This is a genomic window from Mucilaginibacter sp. UYCu711, assembly GCF_050433825.1.
In the GTDB taxonomy this organism is placed as follows: Bacteria; Bacteroidota; Bacteroidia; order Sphingobacteriales; family Sphingobacteriaceae; genus Mucilaginibacter.
Genome location: NZ_JBNPWM010000001.1, coordinates 117,889 through 140,694 on the forward strand (window position 1 = coordinate 117,889; position 22,806 = coordinate 140,694).

Sequence of the window (22,806 nt, forward strand, 5' to 3'; positions counted from 1 at the left end):
ATATAACATACTAATACCGACATGAAGAGGATTACCATCTTAACTGCTATTATTATTGCAATGTTTGCTGTAAACTCATTTGCACAAACAGTTGTAAAAAAATCTACCAGCAAAACCACTGTAGTTAAAAAAACTACAACAACATCATCTGCTAAAGTAAGTGCTGTAACACTTGAACAAGGAAAACAGTTATTAGCTAAAAACGATTGCTTAAGCTGCCACAAAATGGATGTGAAAATTGTAGGCCCTGCATATAAAGACGTAGCCAAAAAATATCCAGCAACAGCAGCAAATTACGAAATGCTTACGCAAAAAGTAATTGCCGGCGGCAGCGGTAACTGGGGCGATGTACCAATGTCGGCCCACCCATCAGTGCCACCTGCTGATATTAAAAAAATGGTGCAGTACATCTTGTCTATTAAGTAATATAAGCATAGTATTAAGGCATTTTAACAATGCCTGTAATTTTTAACTTACAAAGTATACCAGCCGGTATAGTAATCATTATATTAGTGATTATTATACCGGCTTTTTAATTTAACCAATATAAACCTGAGCCCGGATAATTAATTACTGGTTTGCTATGCTATTGCAGTTTGGCAGGCGGTTATGATTATTTAAACCATAATTATGAAGAAAAATTACAAATGGCTTTTAGGCGTAGCATGCGCATCGGCAGTGCTATTCTACACCTGCAAATCGGTACAAAAGTATGTTACGCAATATCCGGTACAACGCGATGAATCGGGCAGGATCCTGGTTGATATGCACCCAGACCCAACCCCGAAATCTCCGGAAGAGGAGATGAAGCATATTTACACACCTCCCGGTTACCACCTGCAACTGGTTGCGGCCGAACCTATGGTTAGTCAGCCCGTAGCTATTGCCTGGGATGGCGATGCCCGCATGTATGTTGCTGAATTAAATACGTATATGCTGGATGTTAGTGGTAGCGGCGAACGGAACGCTACGTGTAAGATAAAACTTTTAGAGGATACCAATGGCGATGGGCTGATGGACAAAGTAACCGTTTTTGCCGATAACCTTTTAATGCCGCGCACGCTGCAGCCGCTTGATAAGGGGCGTTTATTAATAAGCCTGACCTATTCAAATAGTGTTTTTTGTTTCCAGGATACCAACGGTGATGGTGTGTCTGACAAAAACTGGCTGGCTTACGAGAACAACGGTATCAATACCAATAACCTTGAACATCAAAAAAGCGGCTTAATCTGGAACCTGGATAACCGTATGTACTTAACTTATGATCCCGTTAGGTATACCATGAAAGGCGACCAGGTTATCCCTGACACGCTGGTTGAAGGTACCGCCGGCCAATGGGGTCTGGCAAATGACGATTATGGACGCTTGTTTTTCTCCTCTGCCGGCGGCGAAGATCCAGCCTATCTTTATCAGCAAAACATTCACTACGGGCAGTTTGATTTCAGGGATCGTTATGATCCGGAATTTATCCCGGTTTGGCCGATAGTAACTACGCCGGACGTACAGGGTGGCCTTGGCCGCCTACGTTTAAAAGACAGTACGCTTAACCATTTTACAGCAAGTAACGGTCAGTCAATATTTAGGGGGGATAAACTACCTGCGGATATGAAAGGTGACTTATTTATTTGCGAACCTGTGGGCAGGTTGATCCGCCGTGCTAAGGTTACCAATACTAATGGTAAAGTAACACTTAGAAACGCTTATGATAAGGCAGAGTTTTTAGCATCTAACGATTTGAACTTTCGTCCGGTCAATACTATTACCGGCCCTGATGGCTGTATGTACATAGTTGATATGTACCATGGTATAATCCAGGAAAGCGAGTGGACAAAAGCGGATAGTTACCTTCGCCCAAAAATCCAGCAAAAAGGATTGGACAAAAATATTGGCCGTGGCCGTATCTTCCGTTTGGTGCACGATGATTATAAACCATCGAAAGTAAAACCTCATATGTTGGAAGAAACCAGCGCGCAGTTGGTTGAGCACTTAAACAGCCCAAATGGCTGGTGGCGGGATAATGCCCAAAAACTACTGGTGCTGCGTGGCGATAAATCTGTTGTGCCCGCTTTAAAGGCTCTCGCAGTTGGCGGCGGCCAGTTAGCTCGCATTCATGCTTTATGGACCTTAAATGGCTTAGACGCTATGGATGCCGAAACCTTTGCAATCGCATTAAAAGATAAAGATCCTGAAGTGCGTAAAACTACCGTTTGGATAGGCGAGGACTATATGAAAAAAGATGCCCAGGCGATAGATCTGCTGGCTAAAATGAGTGATGATGCAAGTGCCGATGTTCGTTTCCAGCTATTGCTCACCATGCGATTTGTCAATTCTGCAAAATCAAAAGATATTATTGCGGGCCTGATCAAAAATTATCCAAATGACCCATCGCTTGCAGCATCGCAAAACACTTATGAAAATAAGATAAGAGCAAGGGCCGAGCAATTGGCAAGACAAAAGTTACTTAACGCGCAAAGCGCTAAGTTGGTAGCAGCAGGCTCGTTGATATATAAACAACTATGCTTTACCTGTCATGGTACAGATGCTAAAGGTATCATATCAAATGGTGCCGGTATGATAGCGCCGCCACTGGCTGGCAATCCTGATGTTAATGCTAACGCGCCTGATAAGCTGATACGCATTTTGCTTTACGGCTTAAACGGGCCTATCAGGGGCGCTAATTATGCCGACGCTATGCCGGCGTTAGGTGGAAATGATAATGCCTATATAGCGGCTGTAATAAGCTATATCCGCAGCGACTTTGGTAACAAGGGCCGCGCGGTGTTGCCCGAGGATGTACAGAAAATACGTGATGCCACAACAGGCCGGACAAAAAGCTATACCATGGCCGAACTGGACGGCGTAAGGCCAATATTGGGTTATAGATAGCAAATCTTAACTTTAGTAAAAAGGGATCAGCCTGTTTGGCTGATCCCTTTTTTTATGACGATTAAATTAAACACAATTAACCTAACCGTTTGTTGTTGTTTTAATGAATACGGAAGAATTAATACAAACAGCTGCAGCACTAATGGCTGGCGACAAAGGCTTGCTGGCAATGGACGAAAGCCTGTCTACCTGTAATAAACGCTTTGCCGAAGCAGGTATTCCTCAAACAGAAGAATACCGACGCAAATACCGGCAGTTAATAGTTACTACGCCCGGTTTAAACGAGAGCATTAGCGGGGCGATATTGTTTGATGAAACCATCTATCAATCAACGGATGACGGCGTATTGTTTATAGATGTGCTGCATAAAGCCGGTATCATCCCCGGTATCAAAGTAGATGAGGGTACGGTTGATATGCCCGGATCGCCTAAAGAAAAGATAACCAACGGACTGGATGGTTTAGATATCCGCCTGAATAACTATTACGGCCTGGGTGCGCGTTTTGCTAAATGGCGTGCGGTGATAACTATTGGCGATGGTTTACCTACCACAGCTAATATTAAAGCAAATGCCGAAGCTTTAGCCAAATATGCCCGTTTATGCCAGGAGGATGATATCGTCCCTATTGTTGAGCCGGAGGTTTTGATGGATGGCGACCATACTATCGACCGCTGTTATGAGGTGACCGGGGCTACTATAAAAGAATTGTTTATACAGTTGAAAGCACAAGGCGTATTCCTGCCGGGGCTGATACTAAAACCCAATATGGTGATAGCGGGTGAAGACAGCAAGATCAATAACAGTACCGATGAGGTAGCAAAAGCTACAGTTAATTGCCTGTTAGCGTCTGTGCCTGCTGAGGTAGGTGGGATAGCGTTTTTATCAGGAGGCCAATCGCCGCAAGAAGCCACAAGGCATTTGCATGAGATGCATGTATTGTTTAGAGATAAGCTGCCGTGGCCGCTTACCTTCTCGTTTGCAAGGGCCATACAGCAACCGGCATTGGACATTTGGAAAGGCAAGGACGAAAACGTTGAAGCAGCACAACAAATGCTTGCTTTCAGGGCAAGTATGGATAGCGCTGCGCGTGCGGGCCGTTATAGTGTAGATATAGATATATGAAGAAGCTAATTGTATTTGACCTGGATGGTACCCTTGCAGAAAGTAAGGCGGCTATAGACGGAGAAATGGTAAAGATCCTGAACGCGCTGATAGACGTAGTTAAAGTGGCTATTATATCAGGCGGCGACTGGCCGCAGTTTGAAAAGCAGGTATTATCGCATTTAACCAATAAGCAGTCGTTTAAAAACCTGTCTATACTGCCAACCTGTGGCACTAAGTTTTATCAATATAAGTCGGGTTGGAAGAAGCTATATTCCGAAGACTTCACATCCGAAGAAAAGAAAAAGATAGTTGGCTCATTAACTACCGCTGTTGAAGAACAAGGCTTTAAACCCGAGAAAACCTGGGGCGAACAAATAGAGGACAGGGGCAGCCAGATCACCTACTCGGCATTAGGGCAGGAGGCGCCATTAAATGCAAAGAAAGAATGGGACCCCGGCTTTGCCAAACGCAAGAAGATCCAGGCAGCTTTAAGCAAAACTATACCGGAGTTCTCTGTGAACCTGGGTGGCACTACGTCTGTCGATATCACTAAACCCGGTATTGATAAAGCCTACGGCATTAAAAAGTTAAGAGAGATCTTAAATATCAAAAAGAAAGAAATGATATTTATAGGGGACGCCATATTCCCGGGTGGGAATGATTACCCGGCTAAAGAGGCCGGCGTGGTGTCTGTCTGCATCAAAGATCCCAACGAAACCAAACGCGTTATTCAAGGTATCATAGCCTGCCTTGACAAGAAAGGTAAATATGACACTGCATTCTTGTAACTGTAGGCGATCCACTTTAAAAGGTGGATCATGTGGATTATGTTTTTTGACTAACTATTTGATAGTTAACTATTTAATTTTTTGAGCGGATCACTTTGGATCACTCTTATTCGTCAGGATTTTTAGCTATATTACTTACGTAATTTGCTAATAATCAAACAGTTTGAAAATTGCTATTTTTGGCTGTTGTTTGGGTGAGTGGATCATCGGACGTGGATCACGCCTAAGAATCTTAGGTATCATGATTTAGAATTTCGTTTTAGTGCCGGATTCTTATCAAATACTTTAAAACAATCCCGTTTAAAAATTATTGTATAATCAAACTTACTGCCATGAACATGAAAATATTTGGAATTGCAATGATTATCCTGGGCCTTATTATGGTTATATGGACCGGGTTTACTTACACCAAAAAAGAAAAAATTATTGATGCCGGCCCTCTCCAGGTTTCGGCCGATCGGGAAAAGTCGGTTAACTGGCCGCCCTATGTAGGTGGCATATTGTTAATTGGTGGTATTGTAATTGTAGTTACGTCGAAGAAAAATAGTTAAGCCGCCCATCTTAAACTTATTATGATAACTGTGAAAAAAGAAGGCGTTATTTTACGCCCTTCAAACCTTGTTTTTGAGAATGAAGGAGTTTTAAACCCTGCCGTGATAAAAGATGGGAATAATGTCCATCTTTTTTATCGGGCAGTAAGTAAAGGTAATTTATCTTCTATTGGTTATTGTGAGCTGGATGGCCCGTTAACAGTTGCAGAAAGGTTATCTAACCCGTTGTTATATCCCGAGTTCGACTTTGAAAAACATGGGATGGAGGACCCACGCATAGTTAAGATAGCCGATACGTATTATATGTGTTATGTCGCTTTTGATGGTACTGACGCATTGGGATCCGTTGCCATTTCGACAGATTTAAAAAACTTCGAAAAACAGGGTATTATAGTGCCCCAGTTAAAATATAGCGATTTTGACGATTTGGCTAAAAGTAATGCCGGCATTATTGAACGCTATCGTAAAGACTATAATGCGCCCGACAACATTGTCATGGATAAGGATGTGATGTTCTACCCACGCCGCATAAATAATAAACTTGCTTTTTTACATCGAATAAAACCTGATATTCAATTGGTTATGGTTGATGACCTGGGCGATTTAACTTTTGATTTTTGGGAAAGTTACATTTCCAATCTCGAAGAAAACATCCTTCTGAAACCAAACTACCTGCATGAAATAAGTTACGTGGGTGGTGGCTGCCCGCCTGTTGAAACCGAAGCCGGCTGGCTGATCATTTACCATGGGGTACAGGATGTTGGCACGGGTTACCTATATTCGGCATGTGCCGCTTTGTTTGAGCTGGACGACCCGCTGAAGGAAATTGCCAGGTTACCCTACCCGCTGTTTAAACCCGATCAGCCTTACGAACTTGCCGGCGATGTGGATAATGTTTGCTTCCCTACAGGTACCGCCCTGTTTAACGATACATTATATATTTATTACGGCGCGGGTGATGAGGTAATAGCCTGCGCTTCGGTTAGCTTATCGGCTTTAGTTGAAGAGTTATTAACGCATACAACTCCGCAATCGATAGCATAGTTTCGGTATTTTAGGGTTGTTAAAGCAGGTTATAAAAAGTATTATTGCTGTCTGCAAATTATAAACCCAGCAATGAAGAATTTTCTTGATGACGATTTCTTATTAGAAAGTAAAACCGCCCAAAAACTATATCATGACTATGCCAAATCGATGCCGATCATTGATTACCATTGCCATTTACCACCTGATGAGATAGCTGCCGATAAACAGTTTGCAAACATAACCCGCATATGGCTTAACGGCGACCATTATAAATGGCGCGCTATGCGTGCAAACGGTGTTAATGAGGCCTACATAACCGGCGATAAAAGCGATTGGGAGAAGTTTGAAAAATGGGCGGCAACCGTGCCTTACACCTTACGTAACCCATTATACCACTGGACACACTTAGAATTGCAACGTTATTTCGGGATCACCGGGATCCTGTCTCCCGCGACAGCGAAAAAAATATATGATGAATGCAGCGAAAAACTGCAATCGCCGGAATATAGCGTGCGCGGCCTTTTGAAGAAATTTAAGGTTGAGGTAGTAGGTACAACCGATGACCCTTTAGATAACCTTGCTCATCATCAAAAAATAAAACAGGATGATTTTGGCGTACAGGTATTGCCATCGTTCAGGCCGGATAAAGCAATGAATGTGGATAATGTGGCTACGCTAAATGCTTATATCAATCAGCTTGAAAAAGTAGGAAACACTAGCATTAACGATTTAGATGATTACCTGGCAGCGCTTAAAAACCGGCATGATTATTTCGCGGCTAACGGCAGTAAACTATCAGATCACGGGTTGGATCATATCTACGCGGCCGACTATACCGAAAATGAGATCAAAGCCATCTTTAAAAAGATAAGGGCTAATGATGCCATAACTGCTGATGAGAACCTGAAGTTTAAATCGGCGCTGTTGTACCAGTTTGCTTTATGGGACCATGAAAAAGGCTGGGTGCAGCAATATCACCTGGGTGCCCTGCGCAATAACAATACCCGCGGGCTGGCAACTTTAGGCCCCGATACCGGCTGGGATTCTATAGGTGACTTTACGCACGGTAAAGCATTGTCAAAATTCCTGGACAGACTGGATACTGATAATAAATTAGCAAAGACCATCATTTACAACAGCAACCCGGTTAATAACGACCTGTTTGCCGCCATGACCGGTAATTTTAATGATGGATCAGTAGCCGGTAAGGTACAATTTGGTTCGGGCTGGTGGTTCATGGATCAGAAACAGGGGATGATAGACCAATTGAATTCCTTATCAAACATTGGCCTGTTGAGCAGGCTGGTGGGTATGCTTACAGATTCGCGCAGCTTTATGTCGTTCCCAAGGCATGAGTATTTCCGCAGGATACTGTGCAACCTGTTAGCCACTGATATTGAAAATGGGGAGTTGCCAAATGACCTGGCATGGACGGGTAAAATTGTACAGGACATTTGCTACAATAACGCCAGGGAATATTTTGGTTTTTATGAGTAAATATTTAACGCCCGTCATTGCGAACGAGGAACGAGTGTGGCAATCTCTACACGATAGGTTTACGATTTACCTGGCGTGTAGAGATTGCCACGCTTCGCTCGCAATGACGTGTTTGTAAAAAAAGAGGGCTCACCATTTGGTGAGCCCTCTTTTTTTATGATGATTAAATGAAACTATATTTTAACCTTAAACACCAACTTCTTGATCAATCCTTCGCCAATCATGGGCGCATGTACATCCTCGGGGTAAAAAATAACAAACTGGCTATCTTTTAGTGCGAAGTACATATCAGGCTTATCACCATAAAATAACACATCCTTCTCGTCGTTGTATTTGCCTTTTGGGCTTTTGCAGTCGGTGCGGGGTTTCCAGCCAATGGTTTCGTTTCCGCGGATGCAAAACTGGATATCGATATTTTTATTATGGCACTCAAATTTATCAGTAGCAGTTTCGGCGGTCTTGCCTTCAGCTTCTGATGCTATTACGATCAGTCCGTCAGTAATATCATGTTTACCAGCAGCCAATGTTTCTAAATCGGTCGAGTTGATAAACTCAAACGCAGCCTTGAAATTTGTATGCAGGCCGTAATATTTTTCGGCACTTGCAAGTGTGTCTATAATCATAATCTAATAATTATCTCTGTACCCTGCCAGAACCATCACCCTTAACCAATTCCTGAACTTCGCCTAAAGTAGCGTGGTTCAAATCGCCCGGGATAGTGTGCTTAATTGCAGAAGCAGCTACGCCAAATTCGGCAGCATCACCTAATTGCATGCCGGTTACTAAACCGTAAATAAAACCGCTGGCGAATGAGTCGCCACTACCTACACGGTCAATTATGCGTACTTCGTATTGTTTGGTATGATAAAACTCTGTTCCATCATATACCAATGCGCTCCAGCCGTTATCAGATGCACTATGGCTCTCTCTTAAGGTAGAGGCGATATATTTAAAGCCGAATTTCTGTTGCATTTGTTTGAAAACGCTTTTGTAGCCGTCAAGGTTCAACTCGCCTTTGGTTACGTCGGTGCCTTCGCTGGTAAAGCCTAAGGTGGTGTCGGCATCTTCTTCGTTGCCAATACAAACATCAACATACTGGCAAAGCTCGGTCATTACCTGGCGTGCTTTTTCTTTGCTCCAAAGCTTTTTACGGTAGTTTAAGTCGATGCTGGTAGTAATGCCTTTTGCTTTGGCGGCTTTTAAGGCAGCTAAAGTAAGTGCGGCAGCTTTATCGCTAAGGGCAGGGGTGATGCCGGTAGTGTGGAACCAATCGGCACCTTCAAATATTTTATCAAAGTCAAACTCGCTTGCATCAACTTCTGATATTGAAGCGTCGGCACGGTCATAAACAACCTGCGATGCACGCATAGAAGCGCCGGTTTCTAAAAAGTAAATACCTAAGCGCTTGCCGCCACGTGCAACAAACTGCGTATCAACACCATAACGGCGCAGGTGGTTTATTGCTGCCTGGCCAATTGGGTTTGCCGGTACTTTTGATACAAACGTCCCGTTTAAACCATAGTTGCAAAGTGCTGCTGCTACGTTGGCTTCGCCGCCACCATAGGTAACATCAAAACTATCGCTTTGTACAAATCTTTTATAATCAGGAGTTGATAACCTTAACATTATTTCTCCAAGGGTTACGACTTTTTTAGACATCGTTATTGCGCTGTTTTAAATTGAAAATAAGTTTATAGATACTACGTGGTTTTTATCCGAAGTGACCAAAAGTACATTAAACCTGACTAATTATGAAGATTTTTAGCGGAAAAATAACTACAATCGATTGCATAAAAATCGTCACTATTTATGGAAGGAGTCGCTTTTAAACTCAGGTCTATAGGAGGCACCTCCGGAGCCTCTATCTCATTGGGTTCCTGCTATAAACAGGCAACTCCTACCGGAGTTAGGTTTAAAACATACACAGTTCCAGAGGAACTACCTGTTTATAGCATATAAGTGATAGTTTTAATGGCTCCACAGGAGCCCCCTCCTTTAAAAGCGGTTTTCCGCTATTTATGACCGGCGGTTTACCAGTTTTGATATTTCTTTTCTACATTTACCATCCAATTATTAAACAACAAATGGATAAGAAAGCCACAATTTTAAAACTGATACCCGAGCAAGGTATTTTGCCCCTGTTTTTTAACAAAGACGCTGATGTTAGCGTAGATATATTACACGCTTTATATGCCGCAGGCATAAAAACAATTGAATACACCAACCGTGGCGAAGCCGCATTAAAAAACTTTGCCAAACTGCGCGAAGTTTGCGATAAAGAATTAGGCGGTATGTATTTAGGTATTGGTACCATTAAAGACCGCGCAGGCGCGCAGGCATTTATTGATGCAGGTGCCGATTACATCATCAGCCCCGGACTGGTTGACGAAGTAGTTGAAGTCGCGGATAAAAATAATGTGCTTTGGATCCCCGGCTGTATGACCCCATCAGAGATCATCAAAGCTGAAAATTTGGGCGCTAAGGTTATTAAACTATTCCCGGGCAATGTATTGGGTCCATCATTCTTATCGGCTGTTAAGGCGGTATTTCCAAACTTATTGTTTATGCCAACGGGTGGTGTCGAGTTGACTAAAGAGAGCATTGGCGGCTGGTTTAAAGCAGGTGTTTGCGCCGTAGGTATGGGTAGCCAGCTAATTAGTGCCGCCGTTATGGAGGGTAAAAAATATGCAGAGCTTACAGAATCAACCAAACAAGCTATCGCGATAGTAAACGCGAGCAGATAATTTTTTGTCATTCTGAGCGGTAGCGAAGAATGACAAGTTTTATATATAATTTGACTATGGCCGACCAACTCAATAATCCACTTCATGGCAAAACATTGGAGAGCATCCTCACCGAGCTGGTAGCCAAATATGGCTGGCCGGAGTTGGGCTACCGCATCCGCATTAATTGTTTTTTGGAGGATCCCAGCATTAAATCAAGCCTTAAATTTCTGCGTAAAACGGATTGGGCAAGAAAGAAGGTGGAAGAGTTGTATGTGAAGGGGAAATAGCCCCCTCTAAATCTCCGCCGGCTGGGGAAACTTTTAATTTGGCTTTTTAAGCCCTCCCTTCCGGGGAGGGTTGGGAGGGGCTTATACAGCTAACCAACTATACTCATCCTTCAACAAAGCAAATGTACTCCGTGGCGCAAGATCCAAATAAGGATAAGTAACTTTTGATAAATACAACCCCTGCGGGTAAGCCGGTATAATAATGGCCGGAGTTTCTTTGCTGATGAGGTGCGATTCAAATTCGTCCACACTCATTTTACCACGACCAATATCCAGTAATCTGCCCATAATTATCCTTATCATCTTACTTAAAAACCGGTTAGCCGAGATCTGGAAACGCAGCTTGTCGCTTTGCGCATCAGTAAATAAAGCTGCTGATGTTACGTTGCAAATGGTATGATCGTTCCGGTCAGGGCTTTTGCAGAAACCACGGTAGTCGTTATAAAGCGGCAGTAGGGCTACGGCGGCTTTCATTTTATCAAGGTCCCAGTTCTTTTCAAGATATAACGCGCTGAATTCGCTTAAAAATGGGTCTTTATAAGTATGGATAAAGTAATCGTAGGATCGTTGGATGGCATCAAAGCGGGCGTGGGGCAGGCCCTCCATGGGGATGATATCAAACACTGCGATATCATCAGGCAGGATCTTATTCAGGCGGAAGAAAAGGTCGAAATCCCATTCCTGTTCCACGTCCATATGAAAAAAGAACTGGCTGGCGTGTACCTGGGCATCCGTACGGCCACAGCCTGAGATGTAAATGGGCGTTTTTAATAATCCGCTTAGCGTGGTTTCCAACACCTCCTGCACATTTAATACACCCGGATGTTTTTGCCAGCCACTGTATTTAGTGCCATGATAACCGATGTGTATGAAATAGCGCATAGACCCTCTAAATCTCCCCAAAGGGGAGACTTTAAATGTACAATTTATAAAATATGTTTGAAAGCCCTCCCCATTGGGGAGGGTTGGGAGGGGTGGTTAAACTTTTTTCGGCGGCAAATCAAAAGCGATAGCTTCATGCTCAAAATGGCCTTTGTGTGAGCCATCGCAAAAAGGTTTGTTTTGCGACATGCCGCAACGGCAAATAGATACTATAGTGCGGCCCTGTAAGCCGTAGGCATTGCCCTGCATATCAACAATTTCAAAATCGCCGTCGATTTTTACTGATCCGTTATTATTAATGGTAAGTTTTGTGCTCATATATAAATTATGTTTGCAGCAAATATAATTTAATGGCGACAGGGTTTTTACACTAAGTGCTATTCAGAATCTATCTTAACTTTCCCTTCAGCATTTCTTTAACACCGCCAAACCATTCGTCCTTCAAAATACTCAGAATTATAGACGACCGCCGTTCGCCATGATACAAAAACATATGATTTCTTAATATACCTTCAACCGTGCAGCCTATGCTTTTCATGGCGGCAATGCTGCGTTCGTTACGTGCATCGGCCCTAAACTCTAAACGCTCAAAGCCCATGGTTTCAAATACAAAGGATAATAGTAAAAACTTGCAATGTTTATTTACTGCTGTCCCCCTAAAATCTTTGCCGTACCAGGTGTACCCTAACTGTACGGATCTATTATCATTCTGTATATCATAAAAGCGGGTGCTGCCTGCATACCTGCCAGTGGTTTTATCGTAAACTATAAATGGATATTCCTTACCTGCTTCGCGGTTTTCCTGTGCTTCGGCGATATATTCGCGCATGCCGTCTTCGCCGGCAGGGTTCTTTGCTGAATAATACCAGGTATCAGTCTCGTTCAACGCGAAGGGCAATAGATACTCCAGATCGGTAGTTACCAGCGGCCTGAGTAATACGCTCTTATCTTCTAACGTATAATCTGCATTTTTATTGATGTTTTGGGCCATTTGTTGATTTTTTAATAATTGTTAAAATGTTTTATTGAAACAATCGTCTACTTTGATACTGAGAATTGAAACAATTGCTAATATTTGCAAATAAACATACATGCCGCCAGAAAAACCTCATACCGATCAAAAAAAACCGCCGGGTATATTCGCTTTGCTTAAGCCCTATGGCGGTTTAGTAGCACTGCTGTTGGTGTTCGCGCTTTTAAGTAACGGCATTAACCTTTTGCTGCCAAAGCTGATAGCCAGTGGCATTGACGCCTATACCCATAAAACTTTTGATGTAAAGCACCTGGTTACGCAGTTTAGTGTTGCGATTGGGCTGATATTTATATTCGGCTATCTGCAAAGCGTTATCCAAACCTATGCGTCAGAACGTGTAGCGCGCGACTTGCGGACCAAGCTGTCTGACAAGATCTCCAAACAGAGCCATGCTTTTATAGAAAAGGCAAATCCATCAAAATTGCTTACCAACTTAACTGCGGATACCGATTCGATTAAGCTGTTTGTATCGCAGGCCATCGTATCAATTGCTTCCTCGTTATTTATCATTGTAGGCGCCAGTGTTTTATTGCTGACCATTAACTCGCGCTTAGCTTTAACGGTTATAGCTATCATTCCTATAATTGGCGGGACGTTTTTTTATGTGTTAAAAAAGGTAAGGGCGTTGTTTATTGAAAGCCGCCAGGTTATTGATTGGTTAAACAAGATCATTAACGAAAGCATTTTGGGCGCTGCGCTGATAAGGGTTATCAATTCGCAAAACCTGGAAACCGCTAAGTTTTTGGAGGCCAACACCAAAGCCCGTGATTTTGGCTTGTCTATATTACGCATGTTTGCCGGTTTAATACCTGTTATTACGTTTACTGCCAATCTTTCGGCATTAACCATACTGGCGTTGGGCGGGCATTATGTGATAAACGGCAGCATGAGCCTGGGGCAGTTTGCAGCATTTAACAGTTATTTATCTATGCTGATATTCCCGATACTTATCATCGGGTTCATGAGCAATATTATAGCCCAGGCAACGGCATCATATACGCGTATAAGCATGATACTGACCGCGCCTGATATGGAAGACAGCGGAACCATTACCGACGCTATAAAGGGCGATATAGCGCTTAAAAACATCACCATAAGCTACGGGCAAAAACCGGCATTGAAAGATGTGTCGATGGATATAAAGGCCGGATCAAAAATTGCCATTATAGGCCCTACTGCTGCGGGTAAAACACAATTACTATACCTGCTTACCGGCTTAATCCCCGCTGACAGCGGCGAGGTAGAATATGACGGCAAACCCATCAGCAGCTATAACAGCGAGGCTTTTCATAGCCAGGTTGGTTTTGTTTTCCAGGACAGTATCATCTTTAACATGAGCATCCGCGAAAATATCGCGTTTAGCGACACTGTTACCGATGAATCGCTGCAAAAAGCAATTGATACGGCCGAACTGAAAGACTTTATTGATAGTTTGCCTGAAGGGTTGAATACCATAGTGTCCGAACGTGGCTCAAGCCTATCGGGCGGGCAAAAGCAACGGATAATGCTGGCGCGGGCATTGGCCGTTAATCCCAAAGTTTTGTTGCTTGATGATTTTACCGCGCGGGTTGATGCCAATACCGAAAAGAAGATCCTGGCCAATGTGCAGGTAAATTATCCTGAGATAACTTTACTATCAGTAACACAAAAAATTGCCGCTATTGAACATTACGACCAAGTTATATTGTTGATGCAGGGCGAGGTTATAGCAAGCGGGTCGCACACTCATTTAATGGAAACCAGCCCGGAGTATGTGCAAATTTTTAATTCACAACAAAGCACCAGCAATTATGAATTATAATTTGAACAACCTATCGGAGCAAGCCGGAAAGACATCAAACCTTGCCGCACTGAAAAAGCTATTGCAGTTAATTGCCCACGAAAGGCCTACCCTGATACTGGCTACATTTATTATCCTCATTAACTCAACGCTTAACCTGCTGGGCCCGCTTATTATTGGGCATACTATTGATAAATATGTGCAAACCAAACAGTACCATGGTGTGCTGGTAAACGCGGGCATATTGCTGGCCATGTTTATGGTGGCTTTGGCTACAAGCTACGGGCAAACCAAGCTGATGGGAGGGGTGGGGCAGCGGATGTTGTTTACCCTGCGTAATGCTATTTTTAATAAGTTGCAGTTATTACCGGTTGATTTTTTTAATCAGAACAAAGCCGGCGACCTGATATCGCGGGTTAATAATGATACGGATAAGCTGAACCAGTTTTTCTCGCAATCATTGGTTCAGTTCATCGGGAGTATAGCTACCATGACCGGCGCCGGGATATTTTTATTGCTGATCCATGTTCAGTTAGGATTGGCGGCCATAGCGCCTATGCTTTTAATCCTGTTGTTTACTACTATTGTATCGCCATGGGTTAAACGTACCAATGCCAAAAATCTGAAAAGTGTAGGTGGCATGAGCGCCGAGATCCAGGAGAGCCTGAACAATTTTAAAGTGATCATCGCTTTTAACCGCCGCGATTATTTCAGGAAACGGTTTGATGGTGCTAACCAGCAAAACTATAAAACGGCTATAAGCGCAGGGTTAGCCAATAATATTTTTATGCCGGTATATAGCCTGTTTTCCAGCGTGGCGCAGTTAACGGTATTGGTGTATGGGATTTATTTGATAGGGACAGATTTTTCTATTGGTTTGCTTATCGCTTACTTATCATATGTCACCTTGTTCTATAACCCGCTTAGGCAATTGGCAGCCTTATGGGCCAACTTCCAGACGGCTATGGCGGCGTGGGACAGGATCTCGCAGATCCTGGGTTTAGAATCTAACCTTGTTAATGTTGACGCTGCCACAGCCGAACCTGAAGCCGCACTGTTAGAGTTTAAAAATGTCCATTTTGGTTATGCTGATGATCATGAGATATTACATAACGTCAGCTTTAAAATGGAGCGGGGCAAAACCTATGCATTAGTTGGTCCAACCGGTGGTGGTAAAACCACTACGGCATCATTAATTGCCCGGTTGTATGATCCAAACAAAGGCGTGGTATTATTAAACGGCAAGGATATAAAAAGTTATGATGCCGAAGAGCGTTCACAAAAAACAGGCTTTATTTTACAGGAACCTTTTTTGTTTACCGGCACCGTACGCGAGAATATTTTATATGGTAACGCGCTGTATAAAGATCATACCAGCCAGCAAATGGAGCAGGTAATTGCCGACGCCAACCTGGGTAGTTTATTGGCGATATTTGAGAGTGGATTGGATACCCGGGTAACATCAGGCGGTGACAGTATCAGCCTGGGGCAGAAACAAGTGATCGCATTTATGCGCGCCGTTTTACGTAATCCCGACTTGTTGATACTGGATGAAGCTACCGCCAATATTGATACCATTACCGAAAAACTATTGGGCGATATTTTAAATAACCTGCCCGAAACTACAACCCGGGTAATTATAGCGCACCGCTTAAATACTATAGAAAAAGCGGACGAGATCTACTTTGTAAACTCGGGCGAGGTTAGCAGGGCAGGGTCGTTAAACGATGCTATGGACATGTTGCTGAAAGGGAAAAGGGTTAGTTAATATTGAATCAATACTAATTATGATCCTCTTCCTCATCCACCAGGTTTTTAGGCAGCGTTACCGTAAAAGTTGATCCAAAACCGGGTGTTGAGTGCACCTGTATATTACCCTTATGTTTTTCAATTATTCCAAATACAATTGACAGGCCCAGGCCGGTGCCTTCGCCAATGTTTTTGGTGGTGTAAAAAGGTTCAAATATGCGTTGTTTAACCGCCTCGGTCATGCCTATCCCCGTATCTGTTATCTTTATTGTTATATGGCCGGGATGGTCATAGGTATAAATAGTAATACTTTCATTAGCATATTTTGGTTTTGCTTTTATAGCCTGGATACTATTGTTAATTAAATTAATGAGCGCCTGGTTTATCTTACCCGAATAACAGTTTAACGGTTCTATATCATCAAATATGGGTTTTACTTCGATAAAGTAAGGTATGGAGCTTCTTAAGATAACCAATGTGCTTAGTATAGCTGTATTTATATTTGCCGGTACCAATGCCATTTCATCCATCCGGCTAAAGGTGCGGAGGCTTTGTACTATCTCTGCAGTACGCACCGCGCCATCTTCAATACCATCCAACAACACATACACTTCATTCTTAACAAATTCAGCATCTATTTTTTTGTTGAAATCATTAGCATCTTCAAGCAGGTAGGGCTTATCAGGATTATTTGCCGCTACCTCATATTTGGTAAGCAATAAAAACAACTCATCAAAATCTACACGCAGGGGTTTAACGTTCGAGCTAACAAAGTTTATCGGGTTGTTTATCTCGTGCGCCACACCGGCGGTAAGCTGCCCAAGCGAAGCCATTTTCTCCGTCTCCAGCAATTGTATTTGTGCCGATTTCAGGTTATCAATAGTTACCGACAGGTTTTGATTGGTTTGTATTAATTCCTGGGTACGGTCTTTTACCTTGTTTTCTAAAAAGATATTTTGTTCGGTTATTAAACGCTCATTCTCCCGTGCAATAGTAAGTGCTGTTAACTGCGATTCGGTATTCTGGCGCCTGTAAAAATTTATTTTATCTGCTAACGCTACCGAGAATAATATCAATTCAATTAACGCGCTATAAATAACCACATTAACCGTAAAGTTATTAAAAGGAACCAAACCGCTATTACGCGAAATAGATATTAATAGCGCTATTAAAAAAAAGCCCCAGCCTATTATGAAAAACTTAGCCGGCTTAAACCCTTGTATATAAAGTATGGTAACCAACACCAATAAACTGGTTGATGTAGTTACTGTAGCCATGGTAATTAACGAATAGGCGAAATGGGTGTAATCAAAAAAAGTTGCTATAAGCGATATAAAATACAATACGTACAAAAACTGGTAAAATTTATAATACTGCTTAAGGTTTTCCTTGAATTGTAAAAACTCCCCGGCAAATACCAGCAACGAAAATCCAAAACATATTCTTAAAACCGGGGTAACGTAATTATTCAGAAACTGAAGATTGTCCGGAAATAAATTACTGCCAAAGCCCAGTAATAAGGATTGGTTTATCCCTAAAAATACAATGTAAATAACATAGTACAGGTAGTTTTTATCGCCAATAATAACCAGCAGCATTAAATTATACAGGGCCATTATTATGAACATGCCCACCATGGCACCGTTCATCAGGTTATCTATACTGCGTTTATGGATAAATTGGTCGGCACTGTTTATTTCTATAGGGATAACTGTAGATGCGTTACTTTTTATCCGTGCATAAAAGGTCCTGGAAGAGTCGGGCGTTATTGGTGCATTAATCAACGTAATACTTTGCGTTAGCATGTTTGTATTATACATGGGGTCCTTGGCAGACAACCCCTTAAGAGCAGCCTCTTTATGCCCGTTACGGATTATGGTATCCATGTAATAGATATCAAAATCGTCAATAATGCTTTTACCAATAGTAACAGGTAAATAAGATTGTGTGGTGTTGTTTTTTATTGTGAACTTTAACCAGGTGACAGATTTGGAGTAGGTTAATCGGGCGAAGGCTGCAGTGATGCTGTGAAATTTACTGTTGTTTACGGCGTCTTTAGGCAGCAATACATTATTAGGATCTTCCAGTTCTAAAAAATATTTGTTTGTTAAATAGCGCGTTTCATCATTTTGGATTTTTAAAGTATCTGGCTTTGCAGCAAATGCGGCAATATTTTGTAGGAAGAAGCATAGGATTAACAATATTTTTTTCATTTTTACGGAAGCAGTACATTACCAATTGGTAATGACTATAAAAATGCACAGAAAATTAAAAAGTAAGGCATTTTTTACAATTTAAAATATAAACCGGGTATACCCCTTAAAATTTTATCATGGCAATAGGTGTATTATATGTTGATGACGAGATTAATAATCTGAATAGTTTTAAAGCTGCGTTTAGGCGTGATTTTGAGATATTTATAGCAAGCTCGGCAAAAGAAGGCCGTAAGATACTGGATACCCAGGAGATAGGGGTGATTATAACAGATCAGCGCATGCCGGGAATGACAGGGATTGAGTTTTTAGAATCGATATTACCTGTTTACCCTGATACGATACGGATACTGTTAACAGGTTTTTCTGATATAAATGCGGTTATGGATGCAATTAACCGGGGCCAGGTTTATAAGTACCTGGTTAAGCCATGGCAAAACGATGAACTAAAAATGTATATTGAAAACGCGCTTGAAATTTATAATCTGCGTAAAGAAAATAAAGACCTTGCCCGTAAACTACAGCTGGCTCATGCAGAGCTTAATGCCATTGGGAAACCGCGTGCGTAACTGGCAACTGTTTTATAAAAAGGTACGTATATTAATATAACAATACTGCTTAGTAAACGTTACTATTTTTAATAATTTAACTTATTTGAAGAAGGCATTTTGTGCATTAGTAATTCCCCTGTTACTAATTGCGGGTAACGCTTATTCGCAAAGCAACAAAGGGACAGAGTTTTGGACCGGCTTTATGGCCCATAACAACGGCGTGGGAGGTGCCAGAGGTAGTAATATGGTGCTATATATCACCTCAGACGTGTCAACTACCGGCACTGTTACAATTGGTGGTAGTATACTGCAAAATTTTACGGTAACTGCAAACCAGGTAACATTTATTGATATACCTACTGCCGCTTACTTAAACGGGTTTGGTAAGTTCCCCAATTCAGGCATCCATATAACTTCTGTAAAGCCGATAGCCGTTTATGCACATATTTATGCCAATAATGTATCTGGGGCAACTTTATTGTTGCCGGTTAATGCTATGGGCAAAGAGTACGTATCGCTTAATTACACCCAAATTGCTAATGCATTGCCTGGCACCACGCCTTATTCTACATTTGCAATAATTGGTATAGAAGATAACACAAGCGTATCAATTACCCCGTCAGCACAATTGTTAGATGGTTCGCCTGCTAATGTCCCGTTTACTATTACCTTAAATAAAGGCGAGATATACCAGGGACTGGCATTAACTGATTTAACCGGTACAAAAATTCAATCTATAAGTACCAGTGCCGGTACATGTAAAAAAATTGCCGTGTTCTCAGGCAGCAGCCGCATCGCTATAGGTTGTACCGTTGGTAATAGTTCAAGTTCTGATAATTTATTTCAACAGGTTTATCCAACCTCAACCTGGGGAAAAAACTATGTTACCGCACCACTGGCGTCAAGGCCGTTTGATGTTTACCGGGTAGTCTTAAGTATACCAAATACAAATGTCACACTTAATGGTGCTGTTGTGCCGCAGGCAAACTTTGTTAATGGACTATACTTTGAATTTACGTCGACACAAACTAATATCATATCGGCAGATAAGCCTATACAGGTTGTGCAATATTCGCCTACACAAGGGCAAGCGTTAAACTGTACTACAACAGGCGGCGATACCGGTGACCCGGAGATGATCTACTTAAGCCCAATTGAGCAAGGGCTAAATCATGTAACATTATATTCGGCAGGATATTACGCCATTAGCCAAAGTTATATCAACGTAGTTATTCCTACGTCTGCCGCATCATCATTTACACTTGATGGCCTGCCTTATACTAACTTTCGGGCCATACCCAATTCAAATTATTCATATGCGCAAATCGCGGTGACGTCCGGACCGCAAGCTAGTTCGGGAGGATCAATAACATCGGGTACGCATACCATTAATGCTTCGGTGGCATTTAATGCTATTGCTTATGGTTTTGGCAATTTTGAATCATACGGGTATGCCGCCGGGACTAATTTGCAGGATCTAAATGAATATGTAGTTTTAAAGGATCCTAAAAATCCCACAACTACGCAAACAACAGGCTGCAGCAATATTACTTACAATCTCCAGGTCACCATCCCTTTTCAAACTACCAACATATCCTGGAAAATTGATGGTGTTACAACGTTTACTGATACTAACCCCGTTGTTAAATCTACTACAGTAAAAGACAACATAATGCTATATACCTATGAGTATAATGCACCAATAAATTTTACTGCAGCTACTCACATCGTGGTTGCTACTGTATTTAACCCGGTTGCTGATGTATGCGGGTCGAACCAGGATATAGAAAACGGGTTTACAATTACCGAGCCGCCGGGTCCTGATTTTGATGTTGCTGCCAGCAATTGTTTGGGAGATTTAACCGTATTTACTGATAAAACTATACTTGCATCGGGCAATACCGTTAAAAATTGGTTATGGGATTTTGGTGATAACACAACCTCTACAGACCAAAACCCGGTGCATAAATACGCCGCCGGGGGGAATTATAATATCAGGTTAACAGTTACAGATTACAATGGCTGCATAAATGTATCGAATGCGAAAACGGTACATATTACTTCCAGGCCGGTGGCGGGCTTTAATGTTTCAAACCCCGACTGCCCGGGACAAACCATTACATTCAATAATACATCAACAACCGCAGAGGGAGTGATTAACAAATGGACGTGGGATTTTGGCGATAGCACAACAGTATCTTTTACTAATGGGGCGCCGGTTACGCATACTTTCACTACGGCAGGTACTTATAACGTTAAATTAACTGTTAATACTGATAAAGGCTGTGTGAGTGATGCTTTTACCAAAGCCTTAATAGTTAATCCGTTGCCTGTAGTTGATTTTGTTGTGCCGGACGTTTGCCTGGCTGATGGGGCCGCCCCATTTATTGATAACAGTACGATAGCTGATCATACGGAAGCCGGCTTTACCTATTTATGGGATTTTGGTGATCCTCAATCTACAGCGGCAAATAATAGATCAACTTTAAAAAACCCGAAACATACTTACAGTGCTGTAGGCATTTATAATGTAAAGCTAACAGTGACCTCGCAAAACGGTTGTACTAACACTTTACAAAAATCTTTTACGGTAAATGGGTCAACTCCTAAAGCGGATTTCAGGGTGGAAAATAATTGTAGTGGCGAGGATATTGTTTTTGATGATTTGTCGACTGTCGATGCATATAACATCACAAAAATAGTTTGGTATTTTGATTATAATGGCAATCCCGGTATATCAGAAACTTATACAAGAACTGATATGCATGCCGACAAAAAATACACACATCATTATACTTTGTTTAATACGCCGGCGCAAAAAACATACAATGTGCGTATGGATGTTTACTCGGGCCAAACATGTGTAAACACTGTTTATAAAGCTATTTCCGTTAATGCTAATCCGGTAATTGGTTTGTTAATTAATAACACACCAATTACAAACAATGGTAATGTTCCGGCTGATATATCGCTATGTTATGAAGGGGGGGCTACTCAGGTAGTTGAAGATAAAAGCATATATGCAGGTACTGGTATATTTACCGGGCCGGGGATCTCATCAACCGGGCTATTTAACCCTAAAACCGCCGGAACCGGTACGTTTACAATTAATTATGGGTTTACAGCAGGTATTGCAGGTTGTACCTATTCCACCAGTTTTAAAATTACCGTTAATCCAACCCCGGTTGTATCGTTGCCTGCACAATATACTGTGCTTGAAGGTAACCAGGTTACCATACGGGCCGTAGCTGCTTTGGAAGGCGGTAATTTCACTTACCAATGGTCGCCATCAGCAGGTTTAAGTAGTAATAAAATTGCAAGCCCGGTTGTAACGGCATCAGAAGATACCAAATATACAATTACAGTTACCTCTGATAAAGGATGCGCTGTATCTGCGCAAACAATGGTACATGTTTTAAAGGTGCCTGTTATTCCTAACGCATTTACACCCAATAACGATGGTATAAATGATACGTGGGATATTAAATACTTAAATGCATATCCAAATGCGGTAGTCGAAATATTTAACCGTTACGGTAATAGGGTGTTTTTATCATATGGTTACACCTCGCCCTGGGATGGACGCTTTAACGGTGCAGACCTGCCTGTGGGCACGTACTATTACATTATAAGCCCTAATAGCGGCCGTAAGCCTGTTACCGGTTACTTAACAATTATAAGGTAATGGATTTTATAGCTTACTTTAGGTGGATATTGGTAAATTTAGAGCTA

19 protein-coding genes are annotated in these 22,806 nt (G+C 42.0%); 13 read left to right on the forward strand and 6 right to left on the reverse strand.

What is annotated here, in order from left to right:
- The first annotated feature begins 21 nt into the window (after nucleotides 1-21).
- The 7 genes from ABIB50_RS00555 to uxaC all read left to right on the forward strand — a co-directional run bounded on the left by ABIB50_RS00555 (nucleotide 22) and on the right by uxaC (nucleotide 7,853).
- Nucleotides 22-426, forward strand: a complete 405-nt coding sequence (locus ABIB50_RS00555; protein ID WP_429376335.1) for a c-type cytochrome — start codon at nucleotides 22-24, stop codon at nucleotides 424-426.
- Nucleotides 427-630: 204 nt separating this feature from the next.
- Nucleotides 631-2,886 (forward strand): DUF7133 domain-containing protein, encoded by a 2,256-nt coding sequence (locus ABIB50_RS00560; RefSeq protein WP_429376336.1) that lies wholly within the window; start codon nucleotides 631-633, stop codon nucleotides 2,884-2,886.
- 103 nt (nucleotides 2,887-2,989) lie between these two features.
- A complete protein-coding gene (locus ABIB50_RS00565; protein WP_429376338.1) occupies nucleotides 2,990-4,009 on the forward strand; it encodes a class I fructose-bisphosphate aldolase in 1,020 nt (339 codons plus the stop codon).
- Entirely contained in the window at nucleotides 4,006-4,779 is a 774-nt protein-coding gene (locus tag ABIB50_RS00570; protein ID WP_429376340.1) for an HAD-IIB family hydrolase, read from the forward strand. Before ABIB50_RS00565 ends, ABIB50_RS00570 begins: the two co-directional genes overlap by 4 nt.
- 338 nt (nucleotides 4,780-5,117) lie before the next feature.
- Complete coding sequence (locus ABIB50_RS00575) at nucleotides 5,118-5,330, forward strand: hypothetical protein (protein WP_429376341.1); 213 nt, start codon at nucleotides 5,118-5,120, stop codon at nucleotides 5,328-5,330.
- Between the two features lie 21 nt (nucleotides 5,331-5,351).
- Entirely contained in the window at nucleotides 5,352-6,374 is a 1,023-nt protein-coding gene (locus ABIB50_RS00580) for a hypothetical protein (protein WP_429376342.1), read from the forward strand.
- A 72-nt stretch (nucleotides 6,375-6,446) separates the two neighbouring features.
- A complete protein-coding gene (gene uxaC, locus ABIB50_RS00585; protein WP_429376343.1) occupies nucleotides 6,447-7,853 on the forward strand; it encodes a glucuronate isomerase in 1,407 nt (468 codons plus the stop codon).
- Between the two features lie 173 nt (nucleotides 7,854-8,026).
- Here the strand turns inward: uxaC and ABIB50_RS00590 are convergent, their stop codons facing one another.
- The gene (locus ABIB50_RS00590) at nucleotides 8,027-8,476 is read right to left on the reverse strand and encodes a YhcH/YjgK/YiaL family protein (RefSeq protein ID WP_429376345.1); all 450 of its coding nucleotides are present in this window, start codon (nucleotides 8,474-8,476) and stop codon (nucleotides 8,027-8,029) included.
- Between the two features lie 10 nt (nucleotides 8,477-8,486).
- Nucleotides 8,487-9,512 carry a PfkB family carbohydrate kinase gene (locus tag ABIB50_RS00595; RefSeq protein WP_429376347.1) on the reverse strand — a complete coding sequence of 342 codons (1,026 nt, stop codon included), beginning with the start codon at nucleotides 9,510-9,512 and terminating at the stop codon, nucleotides 8,487-8,489.
- A gap of 425 nt (nucleotides 9,513-9,937) precedes the next feature.
- Here ABIB50_RS00595 and ABIB50_RS00600 point away from each other — a divergent pair, with 425 nt between their 5' ends.
- Nucleotides 9,938-10,597, forward strand: coding sequence for a bifunctional 4-hydroxy-2-oxoglutarate aldolase/2-dehydro-3-deoxy-phosphogluconate aldolase (locus tag ABIB50_RS00600; protein ID WP_429376349.1), 660 nt, complete (start codon nucleotides 9,938-9,940; stop codon nucleotides 10,595-10,597).
- A 56-nt stretch (nucleotides 10,598-10,653) separates the two neighbouring features.
- On the forward strand, nucleotides 10,654-10,866 hold the full coding sequence (locus ABIB50_RS00605; protein WP_429376351.1) for a VF530 family DNA-binding protein: 213 nt from the start codon (nucleotides 10,654-10,656) through the stop codon (nucleotides 10,864-10,866).
- An 81-nt stretch (nucleotides 10,867-10,947) separates the two neighbouring features.
- Here the strand turns inward: ABIB50_RS00605 and ABIB50_RS00610 are convergent, their stop codons facing one another.
- The 3 genes from ABIB50_RS00610 to ABIB50_RS00620 all read right to left on the reverse strand — a co-directional run bounded on the left by ABIB50_RS00610 (nucleotide 10,948) and on the right by ABIB50_RS00620 (nucleotide 12,739).
- A complete protein-coding gene (locus tag ABIB50_RS00610) occupies nucleotides 10,948-11,748 on the reverse strand; it encodes a tRNA pseudouridine synthase A (RefSeq protein WP_429376353.1) in 801 nt (266 codons plus the stop codon).
- A 96-nt stretch (nucleotides 11,749-11,844) separates the two neighbouring features.
- On the reverse strand, nucleotides 11,845-12,066 hold the full coding sequence (locus ABIB50_RS00615) for a CDGSH iron-sulfur domain-containing protein (protein WP_429376354.1): 222 nt from the start codon (nucleotides 12,064-12,066) through the stop codon (nucleotides 11,845-11,847).
- A 70-nt stretch (nucleotides 12,067-12,136) separates the two neighbouring features.
- Complete coding sequence (locus tag ABIB50_RS00620) at nucleotides 12,137-12,739, reverse strand: GNAT family N-acetyltransferase (RefSeq protein WP_429376356.1); 603 nt, start codon at nucleotides 12,737-12,739, stop codon at nucleotides 12,137-12,139.
- Nucleotides 12,740-12,839: 100 nt separating this feature from the next.
- Between ABIB50_RS00620 and ABIB50_RS00625 the strand changes: the two genes are divergently transcribed.
- Nucleotides 12,840-14,582, forward strand: coding sequence for an ABC transporter ATP-binding protein (locus ABIB50_RS00625; RefSeq protein WP_429376357.1), 1,743 nt, complete (start codon nucleotides 12,840-12,842; stop codon nucleotides 14,580-14,582).
- On the forward strand, nucleotides 14,572-16,329 hold the full coding sequence (locus ABIB50_RS00630; protein ID WP_429376359.1) for an ABC transporter ATP-binding protein: 1,758 nt from the start codon (nucleotides 14,572-14,574) through the stop codon (nucleotides 16,327-16,329). Before ABIB50_RS00625 ends, ABIB50_RS00630 begins: the two co-directional genes overlap by 11 nt.
- 13 nt (nucleotides 16,330-16,342) lie before the next feature.
- Here ABIB50_RS00630 and ABIB50_RS00635 read toward each other — a convergent pair whose 3' ends face one another.
- Complete coding sequence (locus ABIB50_RS00635; protein ID WP_429376360.1) at nucleotides 16,343-18,523, reverse strand: sensor histidine kinase; 2,181 nt, start codon at nucleotides 18,521-18,523, stop codon at nucleotides 16,343-16,345.
- A gap of 119 nt (nucleotides 18,524-18,642) precedes the next feature.
- Here ABIB50_RS00635 and ABIB50_RS00640 point away from each other — a divergent pair, with 119 nt between their 5' ends.
- Nucleotides 18,643-19,092 (forward strand): response regulator, encoded by a 450-nt coding sequence (locus ABIB50_RS00640; RefSeq protein ID WP_429376362.1) that lies wholly within the window; start codon nucleotides 18,643-18,645, stop codon nucleotides 19,090-19,092.
- A gap of 85 nt (nucleotides 19,093-19,177) precedes the next feature.
- Nucleotides 19,178-22,759, forward strand: a complete 3,582-nt coding sequence (locus tag ABIB50_RS00645) for a PKD domain-containing protein (RefSeq protein WP_429376364.1) — start codon at nucleotides 19,178-19,180, stop codon at nucleotides 22,757-22,759.
- The last annotated feature ends 47 nt before the right edge of the window (nucleotides 22,760-22,806 follow it).

Coding starts and splice junctions, on each gene's coding strand:
- ABIB50_RS00615 (WP_429376354.1), bottom strand. CDS start 12,066: ATGAGCACAAAACTTACCATTAATAATAACGGATCAGTAAAAATCGAC.
- ABIB50_RS00565 (WP_429376338.1), top strand. CDS start 2,990: ATGAATACGGAAGAATTAATACAAACAGCTGCAGCACTAATGGCTGGC.
- ABIB50_RS00560 (WP_429376336.1), top strand. CDS start 631: ATGAAGAAAAATTACAAATGGCTTTTAGGCGTAGCATGCGCATCGGCA.
- ABIB50_RS00640 (WP_429376362.1), top strand. CDS start 18,643: ATGGCAATAGGTGTATTATATGTTGATGACGAGATTAATAATCTGAAT.
- ABIB50_RS00600 (WP_429376349.1), top strand. CDS start 9,938: ATGGATAAGAAAGCCACAATTTTAAAACTGATACCCGAGCAAGGTATT.
- ABIB50_RS00605 (WP_429376351.1), top strand. CDS start 10,654: ATGGCCGACCAACTCAATAATCCACTTCATGGCAAAACATTGGAGAGC.
- ABIB50_RS00555 (WP_429376335.1), top strand. CDS start 22: ATGAAGAGGATTACCATCTTAACTGCTATTATTATTGCAATGTTTGCT.
- ABIB50_RS00625 (WP_429376357.1), top strand. CDS start 12,840: ATGCCGCCAGAAAAACCTCATACCGATCAAAAAAAACCGCCGGGTATA.
- ABIB50_RS00570 (WP_429376340.1), top strand. CDS start 4,006: ATGAAGAAGCTAATTGTATTTGACCTGGATGGTACCCTTGCAGAAAGT.
- ABIB50_RS00610 (WP_429376353.1), bottom strand. CDS start 11,748: ATGCGCTATTTCATACACATCGGTTATCATGGCACTAAATACAGTGGC.
- ABIB50_RS00635 (WP_429376360.1), bottom strand. CDS start 18,523: ATGAAAAAAATATTGTTAATCCTATGCTTCTTCCTACAAAATATTGCC.
- ABIB50_RS00575 (WP_429376341.1), top strand. CDS start 5,118: ATGAAAATATTTGGAATTGCAATGATTATCCTGGGCCTTATTATGGTT.
- ABIB50_RS00630 (WP_429376359.1), top strand. CDS start 14,572: ATGAATTATAATTTGAACAACCTATCGGAGCAAGCCGGAAAGACATCA.
- ABIB50_RS00590 (WP_429376345.1), bottom strand. CDS start 8,476: ATGATTATAGACACACTTGCAAGTGCCGAAAAATATTACGGCCTGCAT.
- uxaC (WP_429376343.1), top strand. CDS start 6,447: ATGAAGAATTTTCTTGATGACGATTTCTTATTAGAAAGTAAAACCGCC.
- ABIB50_RS00620 (WP_429376356.1), bottom strand. CDS start 12,739: ATGGCCCAAAACATCAATAAAAATGCAGATTATACGTTAGAAGATAAG.
- ABIB50_RS00595 (WP_429376347.1), bottom strand. CDS start 9,512: ATGTCTAAAAAAGTCGTAACCCTTGGAGAAATAATGTTAAGGTTATCA.
- ABIB50_RS00580 (WP_429376342.1), top strand. CDS start 5,352: ATGATAACTGTGAAAAAAGAAGGCGTTATTTTACGCCCTTCAAACCTT.